We start from the raw sequence: 24097 nt of genomic DNA on the forward strand, positions 1-24097 counted from the left end.
TAGGTAGATAAAGAGAGAGGATTATCATTGTTGACGGAATCTAAAGTTCCAACGTATAACATAACCTTAATTCTCTCTTTTGTTCTTTCTGATTATATAATAAATTTAGTGATTTGTAAACTTAAGACGTATAAGCCTACTACCAAAAACTAACCATTAAACTTCGCCTTCTTACTCCCTTCATACATCACATATTTAACCAAGCGGGATTCCAGTTTGGCATTAAACAAATGGATTTTTCGGGAGGGTCGTAAACCCACATGTTTTAGGGCATCTAGATTGGAGGTAATAAACCAGGCATCGGTACCTGGGTAGCCTTGCTTGAGGGTATCGCCAATGTTGGCATAGAACTGTTCCATATCAATATTCAAGCGTTCGCCATAGGGTGGGTTAAACAGCATGTGGAGCTTCCCCTCACCTGCTTTTTGGGTTTTAAAGAAGTCTTCGTGCTGTATGGTGATAAACTCGTCTATATGCGCGTTTTTAATATTGGCCTTGGCTTTGGCAACCGCAGATGGTGATTTGTCGTAGCCAATCATTTTATGATGGAAATCGCGAGTTTTCTTTAAGAGGGATTCTTCAATGGTTTCAAACAAATCGACATCCCAATCCTGCCAACGCTCAAAGGCAAACTCCTTACGCATGAGGTTTGGTGGAATGTTACAAGCTATCATAGCGGCTTCGGCCAAAATGGTACCACTACCACACATGGGGTCCATAAAATCGCACTGGCCGTCCCAACCGGACAGCATGACCATACCTGCTGCCAGGACTTCGTTAATGGGTGCGATATTGGTGGCGGTTTTATAGCCACGCTTGTGCAGGGACTCGCCAGAGGTATCCAAGGAAATGGTACACTGTTGGCGGTCTATATGCACATTGATTTTTAAATCGGGGAACCGCAGGTCGATATTAGGACGTTCCTTGGTGGTATCGCGAAACTTATCGACAATGGCATCCTTGGTTTTTAGGGCAATGTATTTGGAGTGGGTAAACAGTTTGGAATGTACGGTTGCATCAACCGCCAAAGACCCTGTGGGTTTCAGGTATTGGGACCAGTCTATGTTATAGACTTTTTTATAAAGGTCTTCCTCGTTTTTAATCCAAAAGGATTCAATGGGTTTCAAGATTTTAATGGCGGTACGCAGGCCTAAATTGGCCTTGTACATAAAGCCCTTATCGCCTACAAAACTGACGTTACGGACACCTTTTTGGATATCCATAGCACCCAGTTGCCGTAATTCCTTTTCCAGTAATTCTTCAAAACCATATAAGGTTTTGGCCACCATTTTAAAATTATTCTCCATCACTCCTATTAAATAGATTGCAAAAATACAGTATTTTTGTGGCATGATTGGGGAATCAGAACTTAAAAGATTCCTAGTTTCATGGGAATTATTATGACAAAAGACACGACAGCTTGGTTTGCCTCTTGGTTTGACACACCATTTTACCATATTCTTTATAAGGATCGGGATTATGATGAAGCCCAGTTGTTTATGGACAACCTGACTAATTACCTGAACCTGCCCGAGCATGGCACCATTTTGGATTTAGCCTGTGGGAAAGGGCGACATTCGGTGTATTTGAATTCTTTGGGTTATGATGTGACAGGAGCCGATCTGTCGGAAAACAGTATTGCTTATGCCAAGCAGTTTGAGAATGACAGCCTGCATTTTGAGGTGCATGATATGTGTAAACCCTTTGGGAAGCATTTTGATGCGGTGTTTAATCTGTTTACCAGTTTTGGGTATTTTGAGCATGAAGCCGATAATCTGAAAACCATACAAGCCATTCAAGCCGATTTAAACGCCACTGGATTTGGGGTGATTGATTTTATGAACTCGGAATATGTGATGAATCATTTAGTGCCTGTGGAGACCAAAACGGTGGAAGGTATCACCTTTGAACTGAAACGTTACGTTGAGGACGGTTATATTGTTAAAGATATTGCATTTACCTATGAGGATGAAACCTATCATTATCAGGAACGTGTGCGTGCCTTTACCCTAGCCGATTTTGAGGCGTTGTTTGAAAAAGCGGGTGTGTATTTACTGGATGTTTTTGGTGATTATAAATTGCGTAAGTTTGATGCCAAGACTTCGGAACGTCTGATCATGATTTTTAAATAACGATGCTGAATTATATACTTCCCATCCTATCGGTTTTAGTCGGTTTTTTAATTGTGCTTATTTTAAAGCCTTCGCAAATCAAGCATTTAAAATTGCTGCTGGCCTTTAGTGGGGCTTTTTTATTATCGATTACCGTTTTTAGTTTTTTACCAGAAGTGTATGAGCAGCAGGATGCCCATGTGGGTATCTTTATTATGGTGGGGATTCTCATTCAGATTATTCTGGAGTTCTTCTCCAAAGGTGCCGAACATGGGCATATGCATCTGGACAAGAGTAAAACATTATTCCCCTGGGTGTTGTTTATCAGTTTGAGTATTCATGCCATTCTGGAAGGGGTTCCTATTGAAGCGCATGAGAATCTGGTGTATGGCATTATTGTCCATAAACTGCCTGTGGCGATTATTCTGGCGACCTTCTTTATGCAATCGCAGTTATCTAAAGTCAAGATTGCCTTGTTTTTAATCCTCTTTGCCTTAATGACACCACTGGGTGTGTATCTCTCGGATTCCATTGGGTTTATTAAAAGCTATTACAATGAGATTTCGGCGATTGTGATTGGTATCTTTTTGCATATCTCTACCACCATTCTCTTTGAAAGCAATGAAGGGCATAAATTTAATCTCACCAAGATTTTAACCATTATAACCGCTATTGTTATTGCCTATTTTATCTAGTCTATGTTCAATAAGGAAGAAAGCCGACAATTACGTGAAACATTTTGGATAAGTTTTGGGAAATCCTTCCCCAGAAAGTGGCTGCTATACAATACCAAAATAAAGGGTTTTAGTTTTAAGTTTCATTTTGATACGAAACAGGCATTGGTGTCCTTGGATGTGGAAAGTGATTTGGAAAATCGTATTAATTACTGGGAGAAGTTAGTCGCGCTTAAAAGTATTCTTCTAGATGAGTATCTGCCTGAAGCGATTTATGAAGAAACCTTTTATTTGGATAATGGTAAGGAAATATCGCGTATTTATGTGCCGTTGGATGCTAAAGTGAGTATTCATAATAAGAATAGCTGGCAGGAGGTGATGGTGTTTTTTAATGAGAAAATGGGGTTGTTTGAGGCGTTTTTTGATGAGTATGAGGATGTGATAAAGGGTTAGATTTGTTTTTGATGCATACTAATGATTGTGTAGATTTTTAATGTTCTTTTTAAGCACACAAAAGAACCAAAAGGTGCTTTTGCTATCGTGGGTATTTTTTCGGTAAACCGAAAAACCAAGCATCCATACCTAAATTTTCTCCAAGGCTTCAAAAATTATTAACGGTATGTATGCTTATATACTGACGATAGCTGGTTCCTGCTGCGCAGGAAAGGGGTTTTAACTTATTTGTCATCCTGAATGGACGTTGAGGCTCTCGAAACGTGATTCAGGATCTAAAATGTAATAGCTTTATTGCATGTCACTTTCCTAATCTGGCTTGACATGACGAAGATTTGGTAGGTCACTTTTCTTCCTGCTTCGCAGGAATGGGGTTTGATGTATTCAAATTACTTTTTGATGAGCTTCCTGGTAAGGGTTTGGCCGTTATCTGCAGAAATTTTGACTAGATACATGCCTGATGGTAAGGTAGACACATCGAGTTGGTTGTTGCCCTGACCTGAAACATTTGTGGTCATCATGCGTTTTCCTAGAATGGTGTAAATCTCAACCCGAGCATCTTCATTGACGGCCACCACCAAGTTGTCATTAACCGGGTTTGGATACAGTTCGGTGTTTTGTAAGTCGTATTCGGCAACACTTAACTCGGGGAAGGTGCCTTCTACCAAATCGATTTTTTGATTGACAGGCACATCATATAGGATATCCACAATACCACTTAACCAGGTTACTTTTATATAATCTATAGTGGTGTGGGTTCCGGTTCCAATGATTTTTGTTGCGGAGTTTTGCGATAAATAGCCTTCGCCACAATGAGTGTAAGCATATTGTTTTTCGCCATTGACGGATACTTCAATTACGGATCCAATACCATCCCGATTACTAACCGTTCCTTCCAATTCCAGCTTGACCCAGTTATTGGTTTGCGGTGTGGTATTCTTCCAGAAAAAGATATCCTGATCAAAACTATTGGTGACAATCAAATCTGGATAGCCATCATTATCCACATCGCCCACTGCCGAGCTGTAGGCTGCCCGATTATCATCCGGGAAGCACTCGTTGCTCAAGTTGAAGGTTTCATCATCATTATTGGTATAAAAAGCCGCCAGTAAAAAATTGGTTTGGTTGGCATCAAACTCACCACAAACGTAGAGGTCTTGATCCATATCATTTTCGGCATCAAAAAAGGAAGCACCCCAACTGATACTATTGAATACGGTGCCTGAAGATACCGCAATATCCGTAAAGGTTTCGTTACCATTATTTTTAAGCAACACATTTCCGATAGGTCCGTTAGTGATGTAAATATCAAACCAACCATCGCTGTTAAAATCGGCTACCGTGACTGTCATGGCATCAATGGTCACGTCCGAACCTGATGAGGCACTGATATCGGTAAAGGTACCATCACCATTATTTTTGTATAGAATATTAGGATTTACAGGTCGGTCATTGGAGATGTAAATATCCTGAAAGCCATCATTATTAATATCGATGAAAGCACTGCAAAACGAACCACTACCAGAACCCGAAAGACCTGCTGCCAGCGTGACATCGGTAAAGGTGCCATCACCATTATTTCGATACAGAATGTTGTTGTGAAGGGCTGTTCTGTTGGACACGAAAATATCCAAATAGCCGTCATTGTTATAGTCGCCCCAGGAGGTACCATAGGAGAATTCATTGGTGGTGTCTATACCACTACTAACCGAAATATCCACAAAGGTCATACTGCCCGTGTTTTCAAAGAGTCGGTTGCCTTCGTAATCGCTGGTGACAAACAAATCCTTATCACCATCATTATCAAAATCCACCCAATTGACTTGTTTGGTTTGGTAGTCAAAATACGGTATGGTTGGAAAGATTTCAGCAAAGGTCCCGTTGGTGTTCTTAAAGAATCGGATTTCCTGACCAAACTCGGTGTTGAGGGTTAGATCGTCCCAGCCATCATTATCGAAATCATAGAACGACACGCCATTTCCTAAATAGGTGGTTCCGCAGGACAGCTGAACCCCTAAATCGGATGCCTGATCTTCAAAACTGATTTGTGCCTGAAGCAAGCCCGTAAAAAAAACAAACAAAAGGAGGCCAATTTGTCTCATATGTCTTTATTTTACTACAAATTATACTTTATTACTTCAAAGATAAGGTATATTCCATAAATTTCTTTTAAAGATATGAATTATGCGTTTTCAAATCAATGATACCGTTTTTGAAAACTTTCCAGAATTGGAAAGTAACAGACTCCTATATCGCAATTTTAATGCTGGTGATGCTGCTGATCTGTTTTACCTAAAAACCGATGCGCGTGTGATGGCGCATATGGATTCCAACAAGCATGAAAGCATCAACGATTCATTGGAAGCCATAAAACGCAATCAGGATTCGTTTAAAGATAAAACCGGGATTAACTGGGCTATTGTTGACAAAGCCACCAACGAGTTTATTGGCTATTTTGGTTACTGGCGCTTTTTTAGAGAGAACTGTCGTGGTGAGATTGGTTATAGTCTAAAACCCGAGTTTTGGGGCAAAGGCTTTATGACTGAGGCCATGACCCGATTGATTGCATTTGGTTTTGAAGATCTCAATCTGCATAGTATTGAAGCCAATATCAATCCGAATAATGCCAATTCCGAAAAGCTATTGGTGAATTTTGGATTTAAAAAAGAAGCCCATTTTCGGGAGAATTACCTATTTAACGGTCAGTTTTTAGATAGTATTATTTACTGTCTGTTAGAATCAGACCTTAAATAATATACCAGAACACCATAAAAAAGTGACAGATGGCACCACCCAATACAAACAAATGCCAGATGACGTGATTGTAGGGAATGCGTTCGATGGCGTAAAATACAATACCTAATGTATACGCCAAGCCACCCGCGAATAGCCATAGTACCCCATTAGGCCCTAGAGATTCTGACAAGTAAGTAAAATCAAAAACCACCAGCCAGCCCATAGCCAGATATAACAATACCGAGAAGATCTCAAATTTACCTGTAAAGAATATTTTTAAAATCAGCCCCAAAGCCGCGATGCCCCAGACCACCCAAAACATAGGCCAGCCGTAACTGTTTTCCAAAGCAATGAGGGTTACGGGTGTGTAGGTTCCTGCAATGAGCAAGTAAATACTGATGTGGTCCAGCACCCGAAAATAGTGTTTGTGCTTTTCCCGTTTGATAGCATGATACAAGGTGGAAGCCGTAAAGAGCACAATGATGGATATGCCATAAACGATCACACTGAAGAGTCCCCATTCAGTTTGCTGGGTATTGTAAACAATCAATAAGACCAAGGCTGCAATACCCAACAAGGCCCCTATTCCATGGCTGATGGCATTGAGTTGTTCTTCTAAATCAGATTGATGCCGCATTATGGGTTGTCCTTTTCATTCAGCCACTTTTGGGTGAGTTCCAAAAAGTCAAAGTCCAAAGCCGATTGTTGTTCTTCCAGGCGTCCACTTTGAAAATTACGCTGTAGTATATCTTCAATTAAATAGTCTTCTTTATTATTCCAAGGGTCGAACTCCTCCTTGAGTGAAATATCGAATAATCTAGCCGTATTATTAAACCAAAAAGCCCGCCAGCCACTGCGGAGATCCTTGACTAAATCAAAGGTGGTTTGACCCGTTTGCCTATGAATGAGTTTCACGAGTATCTGACCTTCGGTTCTCGTGAGTTTTTTAAGCTCTTCGGAGAACTCTTCTTCAATGTATTTCTGAATGATTTTGGTATATCGTTTTTTATCACTTTTCCGTTCTATCGAGTCGATGCGGTCATTCAGGGTTTGCAAACGCTCGGCAGCCAGTTTGGCATAAGGATACACCTTTATGGTCTTTCGTCTTAAAATTAAATAGCGTCTGCGGTCTTCGTTGCTATCAAATTTTAGCTTGTGCAGTAAAACGACCTCATTGAGGTTAATGGCCGTATGCGGTATGGAATCGCCTTCAATGATAATGTATTGCACATCGGTAGAATCCTGCTCAAATTCATGGACTTGAGCCAGTAAAAAACCAGGAATTAAAAAAAATAAATACAACAATCTGTTCATGGCAATCCTATCATCTAAAATCATTCCAATTTCGACTATCAAAATTAACAATTTACAGCCTCTATAACCTTAAAATCTTATTAATATTATTATTTTAGTCCAAAATAATGAAACATGGCAAAAAAGAGTGTACTCAATAAAAAGTCGATGGACTTTTTGGAGAAATATTTAAACAATGCTGCCCCAACCGGTTATGAATGGGATGGGCAAAAAATATGGATGGATTATTTAAGACCATACGTAGATGAATTCATTACCGATACCTATGGATCGGCTGTTGGTGTTATTAACCCAAAAGCTAAATACAAGGTGGTTATTGAAGGTCATGCTGATGAGATCTCCTGGTATGTGAATTATATCTCTGACAACGGCTTGATATATGTTATTAGAAATGGTGGTAGTGACCATCAAATTGCACCGAGTAAAATTGTGAACATTCATACCAAAAAAGGGATTGTTAAAGGGGTGTTTGGCTGGCCTGCTATTCACACCAGAAACAAAGCCAAAGAAGAACCTCCAAAACTGGATAATATTACCATTGATATTGGTGCTAAAGATAAAGCGGAAGTGGAGAAAATGGGTGTTCATGTGGGTTGCGTGATTACCTATCCGGATGAATTCCATATACTGAATAAAGACAAGTTTGTTTGTCGTGCGCTAGATAACCGTATGGGTGGTTTTATGATTGCCGAAGTGGCGCGATTGCTTCATGAGAATAAAAAGAAATTGCCATTTGGTCTGTATGTTACCAACTCGGTTCAGGAAGAAATAGGCCTGCGTGGTGCTGAAATGATTACGCAAACCATAAAGCCGAATGTGGCCATTGTGACTGATGTGACCCATGACACCACTACGCCCATGATTGAGAGTAAAAAAGAAGGTCATTTGGAAATCGGTCTGGGACCTGTCGTAGCCTATGCGCCTGCCGTACAACAAAAGCTACGTGATTTAATTACCGATACCGCTGAAGCCAAGAAGATTCCATTCCAACGCTCGGCTTTATCAAGAGCTACAGGAACTGACACCGATGCCTTTGCTTACAGTAATGGTGGCGTGGCATCAGCTTTGATATCTTTACCGCTACGCTATATGCATACCACAGTGGAAATGGTTCATAAGGATGATGTTGAAAACGTGATTCGTTTGATCTATGAAACCTTGTTGAAAATTAAGGACGGCGAAACGTTTTCTTATTTTGACTAGTTAAAAATATGATGTCTGTTCGAGCGCAGTCGAGAACTTAAAAAATTGTTACGTAAAAAACATCTCGACTCCGCTCGATGTGACAACTCTTATTTTAAATGGATGAATTCATAGACATTGTTGACTCTTTTGGTAAGCCTACAGGGCAGTCCGCTTTAAAATCAGACATTCACAAACAGGGTTTCTATCATAATACCGCACACATCTGGCTATATACCCGAAAAGGTGACATTTTATTAGCACAGCGTGCCGCCAGCAAAACGATTTGTCCGCTGCTATGGGATGTTTCGGTGGCTGGTCATGTAGATGCTGGTGAAACTATTGAGAGGGCCGCTATTCGTGAAACCCAGGAGGAAATTGGTTTGCAAATCACAGCAGATGATTTAGAAAAGATTGGTGTGTTCTCTTGTTTTCAATCGTATGACAACGGGATTACAGACAATGAATTTCACCATACCTTTATTGTAGAGCTCAAACAAGGCCTGAACAATCTGATACCACAACCCCATGAAGTTGACGACTTAAAGCTGGTTAGTACAGAAGAGTTTATTACCCTTTTGGAACATAGCAGCACCAATGGTCATTTTGTAGCCATTAATAAAGCCTATTACCTATTTGTTTTAGACACCATTAAAAAACGCATGGAACAAAACTAATTTTAGCTAATTTTCAAGTATGGAACTAATTCTCTTATCAGTTGCACCTGCAGCCATCATCATTCTATATATTTATGTCAAAGATAAATATGATAAAGAGCCTTTACCCCTACTCTTATTTTGTTTTTTGTTTGGTGCTTTTGTGAGCATTTTTATTACCACGCTCTTATATGTTATTTTCGATTTTATTATTGTTCCTGAAGACTATAGCATATTCGAGCAATTTATTAAAGCTTTCTTCATCGTCGGATTTACAGAAGAATTCAGTAAGTATATCATTGTGCGCTACTATGCGCAAACCCGCACCGCATTTGATGAACCTTATGACGGTATCATTTATGCGGTTATGGTATCTATGGGGTTTGCAGCCACCGAAAATATATTCTATGTATTAGAGGGTGGTTATCAAGTCGCCTTATTACGAGCGTTTACAGCCGTTCCTGCCCATGCCACTTTTGCCATATTAATGGGCTATTACATGGGCAAGGCCAAATTTTCGGAAAACCGCGTGAAACTAAATTTGATTGGACTCTCATTGGCTATTCTATTTCACGGCGCCTATGATTTCTTTTTGTTCATCGATTTCATTCCCGGTGTATGGGTTGGGGCCTTTGTATCCTTGGCTGTAGGCATTGTACTTTCCCGAAGTGCCATCAAGCGTCATCAGGAAAATTCACATTTTAAGCTATAGTTATTTAGCAAGAATTTATAAAATTCGATTCTTGTAAACTATTTAGATTATGTACCTTTACAACTCTAAAATAGTATTTCATGACAAAATTTAAAGCGTCTGTAAACAATGCAGATCATTTTGAAATTTCTTCAGAAAATATTCAATCGCTCGATGCCGTTTCAATCCATGAAAAGGCATTTCATGTTTTAAAAGGTAACCAATCCTACAAGGCAGAAATTGTAACAACCGACTTCCATAACAAAACCTATTCGGTAAACGTGAATAACACCCTTTATACGGTGGCTATTACCAACGACTTGGATCAGCTCATTAAAGATATGGGGTTTGAAGTAGGTGCTTCCAAACACGTGAATGATATCAAGGCACCAATGCCTGGTTTGATTTTAGATATTAACGTGTCGGAAGGTCAGGAAGTCAAGGAAGATGACAGCTTACTGATTCTAGAAGCCATGAAAATGGAAAACGTGTTGACATCACCACGTGATGGCGTTATTAAATCCATTAGTGTGCAGAAAGGTGATGCTGTAGATAAAAATCAACTATTAATTGAATTTGAATAATATGAAGAAGATACTGATAGCCAACAGAGGTGAAATCGCCATTCGTGTGATGCGAACCGCCAAAAAAATGGGCATTAAAACAGTTGCTGTTTATTCGACGATAGACCGTAGTGCGCCTCATGTTAAATATGCAGATGAAGCCGTATTGATTGGTGAAGCGCCTTCCAATCAATCTTACTTATTAGGTGATAAAATTATACAGGTGGCTAAAGACCTGAATGTGGATGCCATACATCCTGGATATGGCTTTCTTTCAGAAAACGCTGACTTTGCCGAATTATGTGAAGCCAACAATATCACATTTATAGGCCCCAAAAGTAAGGCCATCAAAATTATGGGTAGTAAACTCGCAGCCAAAGAAGCTGTTAAAGCTTATAACATCCCTATGGTTCCTGGAACCGATGAAGCCATTACGGACATTCCTGAAGCCAAGAAAATTGCCAAGGACATTGGTTTTCCAATCCTGATCAAGGCCTCTGCAGGTGGTGGTGGCAAAGGTATGCGTATTGTGGACAAAGAAGCCGATTTTGAGTCTCAAATGAATCGTGCCATCAGTGAAGCCGTTAACGCATTTGGAGATGGTTCCGTATTTATTGAGAAATACGTGGCATCACCACGACATATTGAAATTCAGGTCATGGCCGATACCCATGGTAATGTTATTCATCTATTTGAACGGGAATGTAGTGTGCAACGCCGTCATCAAAAAGTTGTTGAGGAAGCACCGTCGTCTGTTCTGACTCCAGAATTGCGCGCACAAATGGGTGAAGCCGCTGTAAAAGTGGCTAAAGCCTGTGATTATATTGGTGCTGGAACCGTAGAATTCCTATTGGATGAAAAGCACAACTTCTACTTCCTCGAGATGAATACCCGATTACAGGTTGAGCATCCGGTTACAGAATTGATTACACAAACCGATTTAGTTGAACTACAGATTCGCGTCGCACGAGGTGAAGCACTCCCGATTAAACAAGAAGACTTAAGTATTCATGGTCATGCCTTAGAATTGCGGGTTTATGCAGAAGACCCATTGAATGATTTCTTACCCAGTGTTGGGCATTTAGATGTGTACCAATTACCTGTAGGTGAGAATATTCGTGTGGATAATGGTTTTGAGCAAGGCATGGACATTCCTATTTATTACGACCCCATGCTGTCAAAATTAATTACCTATGGCAGTACTCGTGATGAGGCCATCCAATTGATGATAAAGGCTATTGAAAATTACCAAATTGAGGGTATTCAAACCACCCTCCCATTTGGCACATTTGTGTGCGAACACGAAGCGTTCCGTTCCGGTAACTTCGATACACATTTTGTGAAAAAGCATTATTCACCAGAAGCCATAAAAGCCAAACAAGAAGCCGAAGCCCAGATTGCGGCACTCATTGCCGTGAAGCAGTACTTGGAAGATCAAAAAATATTACGTGTACCAAACTAATCCGTGTTGAGTATTCAGTATCAAGTATTAAGTATCAAGAATTAAGTATTCAGAATGAGTACCTAGAACAATCAAGCATAATTGATTGCAAATACAAAAAACTATGCAAGACAAAATAAAAGACTTAAACGAAAAATTAGCCCAGGCCCAATTAGGTGGTGGCGAAAAACGTATAGAAAAACAACATGCCAGTAAAAAATTAACCGCGCGTGAGCGGGTTCAATATGTATTGGATGAAGGCTCCTTTGAAGAAATCGGTGCCCTGGTAACCCATCGTACCAAAGACTTTGGTATGGACAAACAACAGTTTTATGGTGATGGTGTTGTTACTGGTTATGGTACGATTGATGGCCGATTGGTGTATATTTTTGCACAGGATTTTACAGTCTTTGGTGGTTCGTTATCAGAAACCCACGCCGAAAAGATTTGTAAGATTATGGACCTGGCAGTGAAAGTGGGTGCGCCACTTATTGGATTAAATGATTCCGGTGGTGCCCGTATTCAGGAAGGTGTACGCTCTTTGGGTGGTTATGCCGATATTTTTTATCGAAACGTACAAGCCTCTGGGGTGATTCCCCAATTATCAGCTATTATGGGTCCTTGTGCTGGTGGAGCCGTGTACTCCCCTGCTATGACCGATTTCACCTTGATGGTTGAAAATACCAGTTATATGTTTGTTACCGGACCCAACGTGGTTAAAACAGTGACTAATGAAGCAGTGACCAGTGAAGAATTGGGCGGTGCATCTACCCATGCTTCAAAATCGGGTGTGGCTCATAAAACCTCTGCCAACGATGTGGAATGTCTGGAAGACATTAAAAAACTATTGAGTTATTTACCACAGAATAATCAGGAAAAACCACAGGCCTTACCTTATGAATTGGGTGATGAATTGAGAGACCAACTGGCTAGTATAGTTCCCGATAATGCCAATAAGCCCTACGATATGCACGAAGTCATTACGGGTATTATTGATGCTGATTCTTTTTATGAAATCCATAAAGACCACGCCGAAAATATCATAGTCGGTTTTGCCCGATTAGGTGGGAAATCGATTGGTATTGTTGCCAATCAACCGATGTTTTTAGCTGGTGTATTAGACGTCAACAGTTCAAAAAAAGCGGCGCGCTTTGTCCGTTTTTGTGATGCCTTTAATATTCCGTTATTAACGCTTGAAGACGTGCCTGGATTCCTGCCTGGAACCGATCAGGAATGGAATGGCATTATTGTACATGGTGCTAAATTATTGTATGCTTTTAGTGAAGCAACCGTACCAAGAATTACTGTAATTACAAGAAAAGCCTATGGCGGTGCTTATGATGTGATGAATTCCAAACACATTGGCTCGGATATGAACTTTGCCTGGCCAAGTGCTGAAATTGCCGTAATGGGTGCCAAAGGAGCTGCAGAAATCATATTTAGAAAAGAAATCAAGGATGCCAGTGATCCTGAAGCCAAATGGAAAGAAAAGGAAGCTGAATACGCCGAGAAGTTTGCCAATCCGTATAGCGCTACGGAACGCGGATTTATTGATGAAGTCATTTTACCAAAGGATACGCGCCGTAAACTCATTAAGGCTTTTGCCATGTTGGAGGATAAAAAAGTGGATGTACCCAAGCGGAAGCACGGCAATATTCCATTGTAATTTAGTATCTTTATAAGACTAATTAATCCGTAAAACAACATGAAAAAACTAATCCTTTTAAGCATGGGCTTATTATTGAGCTTCACTGCTTTTTCTCAAACCCCAGAAGAAATGAAAGCCTGGCAGGACAATATGACCCCAGGTGAAAACCACCAATGGCTGGCCTCTATGAATGGTGATTGGAACGCTAAAGTGAGTATGTGGATAGATCCCACACAACCACCGTCAGTTTCACAAGCTACTACGAAAAACGAAATGATTTTAGGTGGCCTATACCAACGCTCACAACATAACGGTAACATGATGGGTATGCCATTTATGGGTGAAAGCATTACTGGTTATGACAATGCCAAAAAGGAATTCATTGCTACCTGGATAGACAACTTTGGTAGCAGTATTATGCTTATGAAAGGGCAATTGGATGAAGCAACCAATACGCTGACCCTTCGTGGCAGTATGATGGATCCTGCCACAGGACAAGATATGCAGGTCAAAGAGGTACTCACAAAATTATCAGAAGACTCGCATAAATTTGAAATGTTTATGGTGATGGGTGATCAGGAAATTAAAAATATGGAAATAGTTTACACAAGAAAACCTTAATTTAATTGTGAAATTACTAATACTAGAACTCCTTAATTGTTAATTAAGGAGTTTTTCTTTTTTTAAGATAGCTTTAAGACTCTACGTTCAGGGCAATACAACAATTCCAGGTACTTTTGCATCATGCTCAAACAACAATCCGAAAACGGTTCCGTAAATATTGAATTTATTGCCTTAATGGCATCACTCATGGCTATCGTAGCCTTGTCTATTGATGCCCTGTTACCTGCCCTGCCTGACATTGGTCAGACTCTGGGCGTGGTAGATGTTTCTAAAAATCAGTTATTGGTGACTATGATCTTTTTAGGTCTGGGATTCGGACAGCTTATTTTTGGACCACTATCGGATAGTTATGGTCGCAAACCCATCATATATACCGGTTTTATACTCTTTGTAATTGCCAGTATCCTTTGCGTGACCACCAAACAGTTTGAACTGATGATACTGGGTCGTGTATTGCAAGGTGTCGGTCTTTCAGCACCGCGTACCATTAGTATCGCCATGGTTCGGGATACCTACAGTGGTGATTATATGGCCAAGGTGATGTCTTTTGTGGTTATGATTTTTATTTTGGTACCTCTGGTGGCGCCTACTTTTGGACAGTTCTTGATTACGTTTTATGACTGGCAGTCCATTTTCTATTTTAATTTATTATTTGGTGTGGCTGTTATGATCTGGTTTTACAAACGCCAACCCGAAACCCTGACCAAACCATCCAGAATTTCGTTATCCCGAAAGCAGTTGGTAAACGGCACTGTGACTTTTTTTTAAACACAAAGATGCGGTAGCTTATACCTTCATTTCCGGATTGATAACCGGCTCCTTTATGGTCTATTTGAGTACCTCGCAACAAATCTTTGAACATCAGTATCACCTTGCTGATTTATTCCCCTATATCTTTGCGAGTCTGGTCATATCCATTGGGTTTTCAACCTTTATCAATAGCACCTTGGTATTGCGTTTTGGTATGAGACGTATAGCCATTACAGCCGCCCTGGCTTATTGTGTGATATCCATTTTATATGTGGTTCTCTTTCATAATGGTAACAACCCTGATTTGTTGGTACTGGTCATGTTTTTTGGACTCCAATTTACAGCCATCGGTTTTTTGTTCGGTAATTTACGTTCCTTGGCCATGGAACCCATTGGTCATATAGCCGGTATTGGCGCCGCGCTTAACGGCTTTATTTCAACCATCATGGCGGTACCTATTGCCAACTATATTGGTAGTTTTGTAACCGACAGCGTGCTACCACTGTTTATTGGATTTTCGGTATGCGGTGTCTTGTCTGTCTTACTCTTCTGGGCAGTAAAAAATAAGTCTAGACTAAAGCCTGAGTCAAAATAGCTACGACCGAACCTTTGATGTATTCCACACCAATGGCAATGACAATAAACCCAATTATTCGGGATAAGGCATTGATACCTGACGCGCCCAAAAACTTGACAATGAAGTGTGCCGATTTGAGAATGAGATAAATAGCTATCGTTACCAAAACCATGGCTCCCAAAATGGTCCCGATTTGCGCAGTTGACTGGTATTCCTGATTGTAGGTAATCAGTAATGAAATAGTTCCTGGTCCTGCTAACATAGGAATGGCCAATGGCGTCAAGGAAATTGCAGCGCGGGTTTCAATGTCCTGCTGAATCTTATCACGCTTCATACCCTTGTGTTCTCGAAACTTACCCGTCAACAAGGCAAAACCGGATGAGGCAATAATTAAACCACCAGCAATTTTAAGGGCATTGAGACTGATACCGAAAAAGGATAAAATATACTTGCCAGCAAAAAATGATAATAACAAAATGGCCAATACATCAATGGCCGTCCAAAAGGCTGTAACGGCTCGCTCTTTTTTGGAGCTTTCCAGGGTTAAACCTACAAAAACAGGCACCGTTCCCAAAGGATTCATAATGGAGAATAAAGCACCAAAACTCACTAAAAATAAGTCCATAGTTTTTGCTGCAAATTCCGTGTTTTTTTTGATGACTGAAGTTACCGGAATATTAACGAATAATCAGGAAATGGTAATTAATTGGCCCAACCATGTTACCGAATAGTATCGTGTTTGAATGTTAGGCTTGCAGCAACCTTCTATGATAATTTATCTGTCCTAAATGATAGGCCAAATGCATGGTTAAGTGTACCAAAAAGTATTCGGTAGTCATATAATCTTCAAAGGGGTTGCGTCTATATTCTTCTTGTAACTGTGCTTCGGTTAGTGATTTTAATGATTCGGTAATCATGACTTTGGTATCATCCACCATCTCCAAAAGGGTTTCTCGAGGGACATCCTTGCTTGAGAATTCCAGATCGCGTTGTCTGATATATCCTGTATTACCTAACTCGGCTCCAATAAAGTGATTGAGGTTGCCAACCAGATGCAAACACAGATTGCCTGCGGAATTGGAAATACCTTCCGTGACTTTCCACAGATCCTTTTCGTTGGAATAAGCCTGTATTTCCTCCTGCAATTTCGTGAGATCTCGAACAAACAGTTTGGTAAGTGTGTGGCTTAAAATACTACTTTTTTCTTCTTCTGGTTTGACGTTGTTTCTTGCGCACATAAATGAGTTTAAAGCGTCCGTTACCGCCTTCGCGCTTATCAATTTCAAACTCTTTAATAGACTCAATAAGCGGTGTTAGTTTTTGGAATCCATAATTACGGGAGTCAAAATTCGGTTGCTTTTTTTGTAACAGACTACCGACATCACCCAAAAATGCCCAACCGTCATCATCGGCTAAATCCTGAATGGTATGGGAAATCAGCTGAATGACCTTGGGTGTGATTTTATCGTAATTAGGTTTAGTCGTTGTTGTTTTATCCTTATCTGTAGCATCGGAGTCTGTTGCCTGCTGCTTGAGAATTTCAATGTATATAAACTTATCGCAGGCTACAATAAAGGGTTCCGGTGTTTTCTTTTCGCCAATGCCATAGACCTGCATGCCTGCTTCGCGCAAGCGCGTGGCCAAGCGTGTGAAATCGGAATCGCTGGACACCAGGCAGAACCCATTGACTTTTTGACTATATAAGATATCCATAGCATCAATGATCATGGCGCTATCCGTAGCATTTTTGCCTTGGGTGTAGCCGTATTGTTGAATGGGTGTAATGGCATTTTCCAGAAGCATGTTTTTCCATTTGGACAGATGTGGTTTGGTCCAGTCGCCATAGATGCGTTTAATGGTTGGGTTGCCATACTTGGCTATTTCCTCCATCATTTCCTTGACATAGGCTGATGGAATGTTGTCGCCATCAATGAGTACGGCTAATTTGATATCCATAAGGAAGGGGTTTTAATTGTTGGTTTTCCGTAAAGTTAATGAACTCCATTGAAACCATTTGTTTTTGGTTGCATTCATTTTAAAAAATGGTTAATACATTCTATTTTGACGGTTTACAGATTATTTGTGCGCTTTAACAAATTTTTATGGTTATGTAATTAAAGAGGATTTATATTGGCAGTACCATAACATAAGTAGGTTAAGTTTATGGTAGATTTGGGGCAAAGAGGTAAGCATTCGTGCTTACCTTTTTTTTTATGCTTGTAATATGAACCCAAAAGCATAGCGTCGGTAATTTTAATTTCTGGCGTTTTTACCGTTTTCTACTGTTTTTGCCAATTTCTGCTATTTTTACCGTTTTCTGTTGTTTTTGTTAAGTTCTGCTGTTTTTGTTCGTTTCTGTTGAAATGCCCCTTGCATACACTAGCCATACCTTAGCCATACTTAAGCCATAGAGTAAACATGGTGAAGCCTTATCTAACTTGTAGTCCCTACCCTACATACTTGACACAATTTGACACAGATTGACACAGATTGACACAGATTGACACAATTTGACACAGATTGACACAAAATCATGATTTTTAGGGGGTTTTGTTCGAGTGTTGTTCGAGGATTGTTCGAGAACAGGCTTTAAAAGTGCCGTTTTTAGGGAGGATTCTCGAAGGAATGTGGGAGAAACTGTATTAATACTATTAAAAACCCAGATGCATTGTAAGAATTTTAACTATTTTTAGCGGTATAAACATCACGGGGCTAAACGCCATTGTGTTTAGCCAATTGTTGTGTTTAATGCTAAAAAAACTATGGGGATATTTGACTTTTTAAAATCTAGAGATAATTCAAAGCCCTCGAAAAAGCATTTATCGTTTTCAAAATCAGCTTTAGAAATAATTGGAACTTTTGTAGAAGGGTATGGATTTCAATTACATAATAACAAAGTCGAAACCTATTTTACAACGATAATTTGGACAAAAAACCAACAGTATATAAAATTAACGGCATCGGATTTTCCAACAGATTATCCATATACTTACGACATCAAACTCGGAGAAGGAAACTGCGATGATTTCTTTGAATCTGAATGGGATTCCATATCAATTTCTGCTATTCAAAGGTTAACCGAACCGAATAAAAAATACAATGGCTACGATTTTCCAAAAAAAAGTGAATTTAAAGGGAGTTTAGAGAAAGCTAAAAAGGAACTTTTAGAATTTGGAAACAATTTTTTAAATGGAAATTTGGAATTGTTTTACAAAGCTAGAATTTTGACCAACGGGGAAAACAAACCAAAGAAAATTATTAAGAAAGATAAAAATGGGAATGTCCTTTTTGAAGTCTTGCCGTATAACGTCAAAAAGAAAAAAGATTAAAAAACACTACACAACACCGGCTATAGTTCCTTTAGACGTGCATAATAAAAAAGATAGTACCTTTAAATCCGTTACTGACGCCTACTTTTAGCCAGCGTTAATTAACCTAGAAAAATTGAGTCAAACAAAATGCATTCAGACAGAAAAACCCATTGGGAAACCGTTTATAAAACCAAAGGCCCTGAACAGGTGAGCTGGACTCAAGCGTACCCCAAAACATCGCTTGAATTTATTGACTCCTTCGGACTCGAAAAATCTGCTAAAATCATTGATATTGGTGGTGGCGACAGCAAACTTGTTGACTATTTGCTTGACAACGGATTTGAACATATTACCGTTTTAGATATCTCGGCGAAATCACTGGAGAAAGCACAAAAACGTCTAGGTAAAAAAGCCGAAATGGTTAATTGGATCGTTAGTGACATTCTGGAATTTGAACCTACTGAAGTCTATGATGTATGGCACGACAGGGCTGCCTTTCATTTTTTGACTAACCAGCATGACATCAAAAGATATATAGAAATTGCAAGACAATCTGTTAGAGGATATGTCAGCATTGGGACCTTTTCAGAACATGGTCCAAAAAAATGCAGCGGACTTAATATTAAGCAATATAGCGAGACCGAACTAATCTCACAATGGCAGGATGGATTTAAAAAGATTTCCTGTATGACTGAAGACCACGTGACTCCTTTTGATACCACCCAGCAATTTTTATTTTGCAGTTTTAAAAGGCAATAACATCAAAATCCAGTGGCTAAAAAAGGTTAACATTCTTTAGTCAATAGCTTTGTTTAGCTCAAGGATTCTAACAACCTTTTGAGATGGTATTACATTTCATCAAAAATATTCAACAATTCAGAGATTAAAAATTTCAATTCTGAACATATACAAGGAATTTTGCCAGTGTAATTATCTTAACTACTAAAATAACTATTACAATGACCAAAAAGAAAACCACCATAATTAGAGTCATATTACTTGTTGGAACAATAACTTCCTTGTTTTTTGTACCATGGTTATTGGTAAAGGCATGGATTCTGCCGCTACCAGATTCAATACAGGAACAAACAGATGAAGCCATTGGTCATGGATTTGATGGTATGATTGTTTATGTAGACCAAGCAGGCAAACCACCACAATATTATGCTTCTGGCTGGCATAATCGAGAGTCCAAGATACCTGCCAATCCACACGCATTATTTAAGATTGCCAGTATTAGTAAGCTATACGATGCCGTAGCTGTTACCAAATTGGTAAATGACGGGCGACTTTCTCTAGATAAAACCGTTGCTGATTATTTACCAGAACTTAAGGGAAGAATCGAAAACGCCGATAGAATTACATTGAGGTTGCTGATAAAGCATAGAAGTGGCATTCCAAATTTTACGGATGCTCCGAATTTTTGGGCAGCACCAACCAAGTCCTATGAGGAAAGCCTGGCGTTGATTATAGACAAGCCAGCCAATTTTGAACCTGACAATGACTATGAATATTGCAATACCAATTATTTATTAATCAATAAGATCATGGATCAGGCATTGGGTTATGACAACTTTCAATTTATTCAGGAAGAAATTCTAACACCGCTTACTCTTAAGCATACATTTGGTTCTTTACACGACGTCAATTTGGATGATGTTATGAGTGGCTACCATGTAGGGCATCCTTTAGATTTAAAGCCAGACGACCATGGTATGATGGCCACAGCCGAAGACGTGGGTACGTTCTTGCGAGCCTTGAACGATGGATCATTATTCGAGCCGGAAGAACAGGACATATATGCTTCCATATATGAGTATGAGCATGGCGGTTGGGTTCCAGGGTACCAAAGTTTTGCCAAATACTATAAGGACTTAGATACGGTTGTTGTTGCGTTTTATAGTACAACTGATTCCAAACTGTACAATTGGAATTTGTCAGAAATCATAAATAATAGAATTGCCAAAATTCTGAAAAGACAACATAGCTGACAACATGTACAGTCATCGATTTAATGTTTATAATGCTAACTGATGTTCCTTATTATTTCGAAACTCCCATGAATAAAATTTATATCTTTAGAGAAACGAATCTCTAATGATAGCGTTCTTTAGAAAAATTAGACAAAACTTACTTACAGAAGGTAAAACCGTCAAGTATCTCAAATATGCTTTGGGCGAAATTATCCTGGTTGTTATCGGGATTTTAATTGCGCTACAGATTAATAACTGGAATGAAGGCAAAAAGAACCAAGCCAAAGAAACCCTTTTGATTAAGAATATCGTTGAAGACCTGAAATCAGATACGGTCCATATGAATAAAGCTCTCAATGAATTAGACGAACAATTACAGGTTGTAGATTCCTTAATTGCCAAGGCCACCGATTCCCTAAAAACCTTGAATTATAACACCATGGGACTGCTGCGCTACTCTTCGGACTTTCGCCCAAAATCACAGCGCAACCATACCGAAGCTGTGAGCAATATGGAACATGAAACCGTCCGTAAATTACTCCAAAACTATTTTATTGACGAAGACCAAGTAGTGGATATTTTTCTGGAATATGAAAAGATTGTACAAAATGAGATACGGCCTTATTTAAGGAATTCGGGTATGCATAACCTGAATTCACTTTATACCACAAGTAGTAACTTCAAGATTGATAGGATGTTGCAACCTGAAGTCCTTGATACCGAATTAAAAAAAGTGGCATTTCAACAATTGCTGTTTGAAAGACGGCTGAAAACAGGTTCTTTTAAAAGATTGTTGAACGATCTAAAAAATAAAAATCAAGAACTCATTAACACGCTTACTTCAGAGGATCACTAATATCAAGATAATATAATGACCAAAAGGTTTGGTTTATTTTAGCCATTGATAAATGACATACGGCGCAATGGTAATCCAAATCAGTACCAATATCCAAACCCGACCTTCTAAAAGGTTATAATCATGTAGTAGTTTGCTCCAGGAATGTCCAGCCACATAATGCCCGAATAGAAATTCAAATATAACGGTTAGTACCAACCAAAGAATTCCTATTTGGAAGGTTTGACTGACTGTAGCAGGCATCCAGATTTTAAATAATAGCCAAACATAGCCTCCAAACAACAGTATCATACTAGCCGTGGAAAGCTGATGGGCGCGAAGTTCACTAACGTGATTTGCTATAAACTGCTCCCTAAAAAGTCCATTTATAATTGCTACTAAAACCATGGGAAACCATGCCAACAAATACTTCCGCATTGCATTTTAATTGTTACCGTGATTCTTATAAAAATAATAAATATTGTGATTCCTTGTATGTTGTATTCAGTAAGTTATAAGATTTATATTTCGTTTTAATTATTCAAAAGAGTAATTTTATGAAAACAAAACCAACTACATATGAAACGCGTCATCGTATTTTTATGGATTGCCCTATCTATATCCCATACCTATGGTCAACAACGTAAAGCCCGAGATTTGGGTGTTCCCTTTTTGGGAGAAACTGGCACCTATAATGCCATTACCGATGTACCAGGTGTTGAAGTAGGTTACAGTACCATTATATCTGGTGACAATGACCATATTTTAGGAAAGGGCCCTGTTAGAACAGGCGTGACAGCCATTTTCCCCAGAGGTAAGCAGAAAAAATTCAGTCCCGTTTTTGCTGATTGGCATAGCTTAAATGGCAATGGTGAAATGACTGGAACTACCTGGATTACGGAGTCGGGTTTTTTGGAAACACCCATCATGATTACCAACACCAACAGTGTGGGCGTTGTGAGGGATGCAGTATTGAAATGGTATGTTGATACCGATTGGTACCGTGGTGAAAATTGGTGGTACACCTACCCGGTTGTTGCCGAAACCTATGATGGCTTTCTAAACGATATTTACGGATTTCATGTAAAAGAAGAACATGTATTGGAAGCCATAAATGATGCCAAAAGTGGTCCCATTGCAGAAGGTAATGTAGGTGGTGGCGTAGGAATGACATGTTTGGGCTTTAAAGGCGGTACGGGAACTTCATCGCGTGTCATCAAACTTAAAGATACTACGTATACGCTTGGTGTACTCGTTCAATCCAACTTTGGCGGTAAAAATAATTTCAGTGTATTGGGTGTTCCTGTGGGCAGAGCCTTGAAAGACACGCTTAATTATGAGTATCATGCGCCTCCAAAATCCAGAAGACAAGAAGGTGACGGTTCCATTATAGTCGTGGTTGCTACTGATGCACCCCTGTTACCACATCAACTAAAACGTATAGCCCAACGTGTAACCATAGGAATAGGCGTGGTTGGTGGCCGAGGCAGTAATGGCTCTGGAGATATTTTTATAGCCTTTTCCACAGCCAATGAAGATGCCTTTAGTCGCGAGAAGACTACCGATTTAAAAATGTTATCAAACGATTGGATGACACCCTTTTTTGATGCCACAGCACAAGCAGTAGAAGAAGCCGTTATTAATGCCATGATTGCTGCAGAGACTATGGAGGGCATTAACAAAAACAAAGCCTATAACCTCCCTCCTGACCTATTAATCAAAACATTGAAAGACTATAACCGCATGTGATGACTAAAGCTATCCAAACTTACAATCAAACCCAGGAGGATTCAGACCAAGAAATCTGCAACACATTGGCCAAGTTCATCGACGGTGAATTACCAGAAAGTACCAGTAAGATTTGGCATGGGCATCCTGTTTGGTTTTTAAGTGACAACCCCATAGTAGGTTACAGTAAACAAAAAGCGGGTTTGCGTTTGATGTTTTGGAGTGGTGCCAGCTTTGATGAAACTGGTCTATCCGTGCGAGGCAAAAAATTTAAAGATGCCTCCGTATATTATACATCACCTGAACAAATAAACCCAGCTGACTTGAAACGTTGGCTTCAAAAAGCCCAAGATATTCAATGGGACTATAAAAATATTGTCAAACGAAAAGGCCAATTGTTACGCCTTAAATAATAGTATACTATGAAAGTTACACCAGAACATAATGAGAGAATAGCCAATATGACCTTTGCTTCAGTATATCCTCATTACGTGACCAAAATTGAAAAGAAAGGTAGAACCCAAGATGAGCTTCATAAAGTGATTGAATGGCTAACTGGTTTTGATAAAAACCAATTGCAAAAACTCATTGACGACAAGGCAACCTTTAAAACTTTCTTTGAACATGCTAACCTCAACCCCAACGCCCACTTGATAACTGGGGTTATTTGTGGCTACCGTATTGAGGACATTGACAACGAACTGACCAAACAAACCCGATATTTGGATAAACTGATTGATGAGTTGGCCAAGGGGCGTAAAATGGAAAAAATATTACGCGAACCCAAAAATTGACACTTTTTTGACAATTCAAAAGTGTGTACAACAGTC

28 protein-coding genes are annotated in these 24097 nt (G+C 39.5%); 20 read left to right on the top strand and 8 right to left on the bottom strand.

All coding sequences use genetic code 11. The annotated features are described in order from the left end of the window. Window positions 1-149 precede the first annotated feature (149 nt). Window positions 150-1307, bottom strand: coding sequence for a THUMP domain-containing class I SAM-dependent RNA methyltransferase (locus C1T31_RS10210; protein WP_103052405.1), 1158 nt, complete (start codon window positions 1305-1307; stop codon window positions 150-152). 93 nt (window positions 1308-1400) lie between these two features. On the opposite strand from C1T31_RS10210, the gene C1T31_RS10215 reads away from it, so the two are divergent. Genes C1T31_RS10215 through C1T31_RS10225 form a run of 3 tightly spaced genes read left to right on the top strand, consistent with a single transcriptional unit; the run spans window position 1401 to window position 3238 of the window. Next, on the top strand, window positions 1401-2132 hold the full coding sequence (locus C1T31_RS10215; protein ID WP_103052605.1) for a class I SAM-dependent methyltransferase: 732 nt from the start codon (window positions 1401-1403) through the stop codon (window positions 2130-2132). 2 nt (window positions 2133-2134) lie between these two features. Then, entirely contained in the window at window positions 2135-2806 is a 672-nt protein-coding gene (locus tag C1T31_RS10220; protein ID WP_103052406.1) for a ZIP family metal transporter, read from the top strand. 3 nt (window positions 2807-2809) lie between these two features. Continuing rightward, window positions 2810-3238 carry a DUF4268 domain-containing protein gene (locus C1T31_RS10225; RefSeq protein ID WP_103052407.1) on the top strand — a complete coding sequence of 143 codons (429 nt, stop codon included), beginning with the start codon at window positions 2810-2812 and terminating at the stop codon, window positions 3236-3238. 389 nt (window positions 3239-3627) lie between these two features. Here the strand turns inward: C1T31_RS10225 and C1T31_RS10230 are convergent, their stop codons facing one another. Then, entirely contained in the window at window positions 3628-5340 is a 1713-nt protein-coding gene (locus C1T31_RS10230; protein ID WP_103052408.1) for an FG-GAP-like repeat-containing protein, read from the bottom strand. An 82-nt stretch (window positions 5341-5422) separates the two neighbouring features. Between C1T31_RS10230 and C1T31_RS10235 the strand changes: the two genes are divergently transcribed. Then, window positions 5423-5992, top strand: a complete 570-nt coding sequence (locus C1T31_RS10235; protein WP_103052409.1) for a GNAT family N-acetyltransferase — start codon at window positions 5423-5425, stop codon at window positions 5990-5992. Here C1T31_RS10235 and trhA read toward each other — a convergent pair. Next, window positions 5985-6611 carry a PAQR family membrane homeostasis protein TrhA gene (trhA, locus tag C1T31_RS10240; RefSeq protein WP_103052410.1) on the bottom strand — a complete coding sequence of 209 codons (627 nt, stop codon included), beginning with the start codon at window positions 6609-6611 and terminating at the stop codon, window positions 5985-5987. The genes C1T31_RS10235 and trhA overlap by 8 nt on opposite strands. Then, a complete protein-coding gene (locus C1T31_RS10245; protein ID WP_103052606.1) occupies window positions 6611-7288 on the bottom strand; it encodes a DUF4294 domain-containing protein in 678 nt (225 codons plus the stop codon). Before C1T31_RS10245 ends, trhA begins: the two co-directional genes overlap by 1 nt. 114 nt (window positions 7289-7402) lie before the next feature. Here C1T31_RS10245 and C1T31_RS10250 point away from each other — a divergent pair, with 114 nt between their 5' ends. The 9 genes from C1T31_RS10250 to C1T31_RS14225 all read left to right on the top strand — a co-directional run bounded on the left by C1T31_RS10250 (window position 7403) and on the right by C1T31_RS14225 (window position 15438). Further along, window positions 7403-8491 carry a M42 family metallopeptidase gene (locus C1T31_RS10250; RefSeq protein WP_103052411.1) on the top strand — a complete coding sequence of 363 codons (1089 nt, stop codon included), beginning with the start codon at window positions 7403-7405 and terminating at the stop codon, window positions 8489-8491. Between the two features lie 98 nt (window positions 8492-8589). Then, entirely contained in the window at window positions 8590-9147 is a 558-nt protein-coding gene (locus tag C1T31_RS10255) for an NUDIX hydrolase (protein WP_103052412.1), read from the top strand. 19 nt (window positions 9148-9166) lie between these two features. Next, the gene (locus C1T31_RS10260) at window positions 9167-9838 is read left to right on the top strand and encodes a PrsW family intramembrane metalloprotease (protein ID WP_103052413.1); all 672 of its coding nucleotides are present in this window, start codon (window positions 9167-9169) and stop codon (window positions 9836-9838) included. A gap of 80 nt (window positions 9839-9918) precedes the next feature. Continuing rightward, window positions 9919-10401: an acetyl-CoA carboxylase biotin carboxyl carrier protein subunit gene (locus tag C1T31_RS10265; RefSeq protein ID WP_103052414.1), complete on the top strand. Its 483-nt coding sequence runs from the start codon at window positions 9919-9921 to the stop codon at window positions 10399-10401. A gap of 1 nt (window position 10402) precedes the next feature. After that, window positions 10403-11842, top strand: coding sequence for an acetyl-CoA carboxylase biotin carboxylase subunit (gene accC / locus C1T31_RS10270; protein ID WP_103052415.1), 1440 nt, complete (start codon window positions 10403-10405; stop codon window positions 11840-11842). 103 nt (window positions 11843-11945) lie between these two features. Then, window positions 11946-13487, top strand: coding sequence for an acyl-CoA carboxylase subunit beta (locus C1T31_RS10275; RefSeq protein ID WP_103052416.1), 1542 nt, complete (start codon window positions 11946-11948; stop codon window positions 13485-13487). 39 nt (window positions 13488-13526) lie between these two features. After that, window positions 13527-14090 (top strand): DUF1579 domain-containing protein, encoded by a 564-nt coding sequence (locus C1T31_RS10280; protein WP_103052417.1) that lies wholly within the window; start codon window positions 13527-13529, stop codon window positions 14088-14090. Between the two features lie 123 nt (window positions 14091-14213). Beyond that, a complete protein-coding gene (locus C1T31_RS14220; protein WP_317047291.1) occupies window positions 14214-14861 on the top strand; it encodes an MFS transporter in 648 nt (215 codons plus the stop codon). Between the two features lie 55 nt (window positions 14862-14916). Continuing rightward, entirely contained in the window at window positions 14917-15438 is a 522-nt protein-coding gene (locus C1T31_RS14225) for an MFS transporter (RefSeq protein ID WP_317047292.1), read from the top strand. Here the strand turns inward: C1T31_RS14225 and C1T31_RS10290 are convergent. From C1T31_RS10290 to C1T31_RS10300, 3 genes are all read right to left on the bottom strand, one after another. Then, entirely contained in the window at window positions 15413-16045 is a 633-nt protein-coding gene (locus C1T31_RS10290) for a MarC family protein (protein ID WP_103052418.1), read from the bottom strand. The two genes, C1T31_RS14225 and C1T31_RS10290, sit on opposite strands and share 26 nt — an antisense overlap. Before the next feature lie 121 nt (window positions 16046-16166). Further along, entirely contained in the window at window positions 16167-16658 is a 492-nt protein-coding gene (locus C1T31_RS10295) for a DinB family protein (RefSeq protein ID WP_243398931.1), read from the bottom strand. Beyond that, window positions 16615-17376 (bottom strand): NYN domain-containing protein, encoded by a 762-nt coding sequence (locus tag C1T31_RS10300; RefSeq protein ID WP_103052419.1) that lies wholly within the window; start codon window positions 17374-17376, stop codon window positions 16615-16617. The genes C1T31_RS10295 and C1T31_RS10300 overlap by 44 nt, the downstream gene beginning before the upstream one ends. 806 nt (window positions 17377-18182) lie before the next feature. Between C1T31_RS10300 and C1T31_RS10305 the strand changes: the two genes are divergently transcribed. The 4 genes from C1T31_RS10305 to C1T31_RS10320 all read left to right on the top strand — a co-directional run bounded on the left by C1T31_RS10305 (window position 18183) and on the right by C1T31_RS10320 (window position 21560). Next, window positions 18183-18749 carry a hypothetical protein gene (locus tag C1T31_RS10305; protein WP_103052420.1) on the top strand — a complete coding sequence of 189 codons (567 nt, stop codon included), beginning with the start codon at window positions 18183-18185 and terminating at the stop codon, window positions 18747-18749. 129 nt (window positions 18750-18878) lie between these two features. Then, a complete protein-coding gene (locus tag C1T31_RS10310) occupies window positions 18879-19490 on the top strand; it encodes a class I SAM-dependent methyltransferase (RefSeq protein WP_103052421.1) in 612 nt (203 codons plus the stop codon). A 200-nt stretch (window positions 19491-19690) separates the two neighbouring features. Next, on the top strand, window positions 19691-20722 hold the full coding sequence (locus C1T31_RS10315; protein WP_103052422.1) for a serine hydrolase domain-containing protein: 1032 nt from the start codon (window positions 19691-19693) through the stop codon (window positions 20720-20722). A gap of 106 nt (window positions 20723-20828) precedes the next feature. After that, entirely contained in the window at window positions 20829-21560 is a 732-nt protein-coding gene (locus tag C1T31_RS10320) for a DUF6090 family protein (protein ID WP_103052423.1), read from the top strand. Window positions 21561-21593: 33 nt separating this feature from the next. Here C1T31_RS10320 and C1T31_RS10325 read toward each other — a convergent pair whose 3' ends face one another. Further along, complete coding sequence (locus C1T31_RS10325; RefSeq protein ID WP_103052424.1) at window positions 21594-21977, bottom strand: hypothetical protein; 384 nt, start codon at window positions 21975-21977, stop codon at window positions 21594-21596. 141 nt (window positions 21978-22118) lie between these two features. Between C1T31_RS10325 and C1T31_RS10330 the strand changes: the two genes are divergently transcribed. The 3 genes from C1T31_RS10330 to C1T31_RS10340 are packed head-to-tail and all read left to right on the top strand — an operon-like array spanning window position 22119 to window position 24061. Beyond that, the gene (locus tag C1T31_RS10330; protein WP_103052425.1) at window positions 22119-23288 is read left to right on the top strand and encodes a DmpA family aminopeptidase; all 1170 of its coding nucleotides are present in this window, start codon (window positions 22119-22121) and stop codon (window positions 23286-23288) included. Beyond that, window positions 23288-23680 carry a DUF1801 domain-containing protein gene (locus C1T31_RS10335; RefSeq protein WP_103052426.1) on the top strand — a complete coding sequence of 131 codons (393 nt, stop codon included), beginning with the start codon at window positions 23288-23290 and terminating at the stop codon, window positions 23678-23680. The genes C1T31_RS10330 and C1T31_RS10335 overlap by 1 nt, the downstream gene beginning before the upstream one ends. 9 nt (window positions 23681-23689) lie before the next feature. Further along, on the top strand, window positions 23690-24061 hold the full coding sequence (locus tag C1T31_RS10340) for a DUF2200 domain-containing protein (RefSeq protein WP_103052427.1): 372 nt from the start codon (window positions 23690-23692) through the stop codon (window positions 24059-24061). Window positions 24062-24097 lie beyond the last annotated feature (36 nt).

Origin of the sequence: Hanstruepera neustonica, assembly GCF_002895005.1 — a bacterium.
GTDB classification, from domain to species: Bacteria; Bacteroidota; Bacteroidia; order Flavobacteriales; family Flavobacteriaceae; genus Hanstruepera; species Hanstruepera neustonica.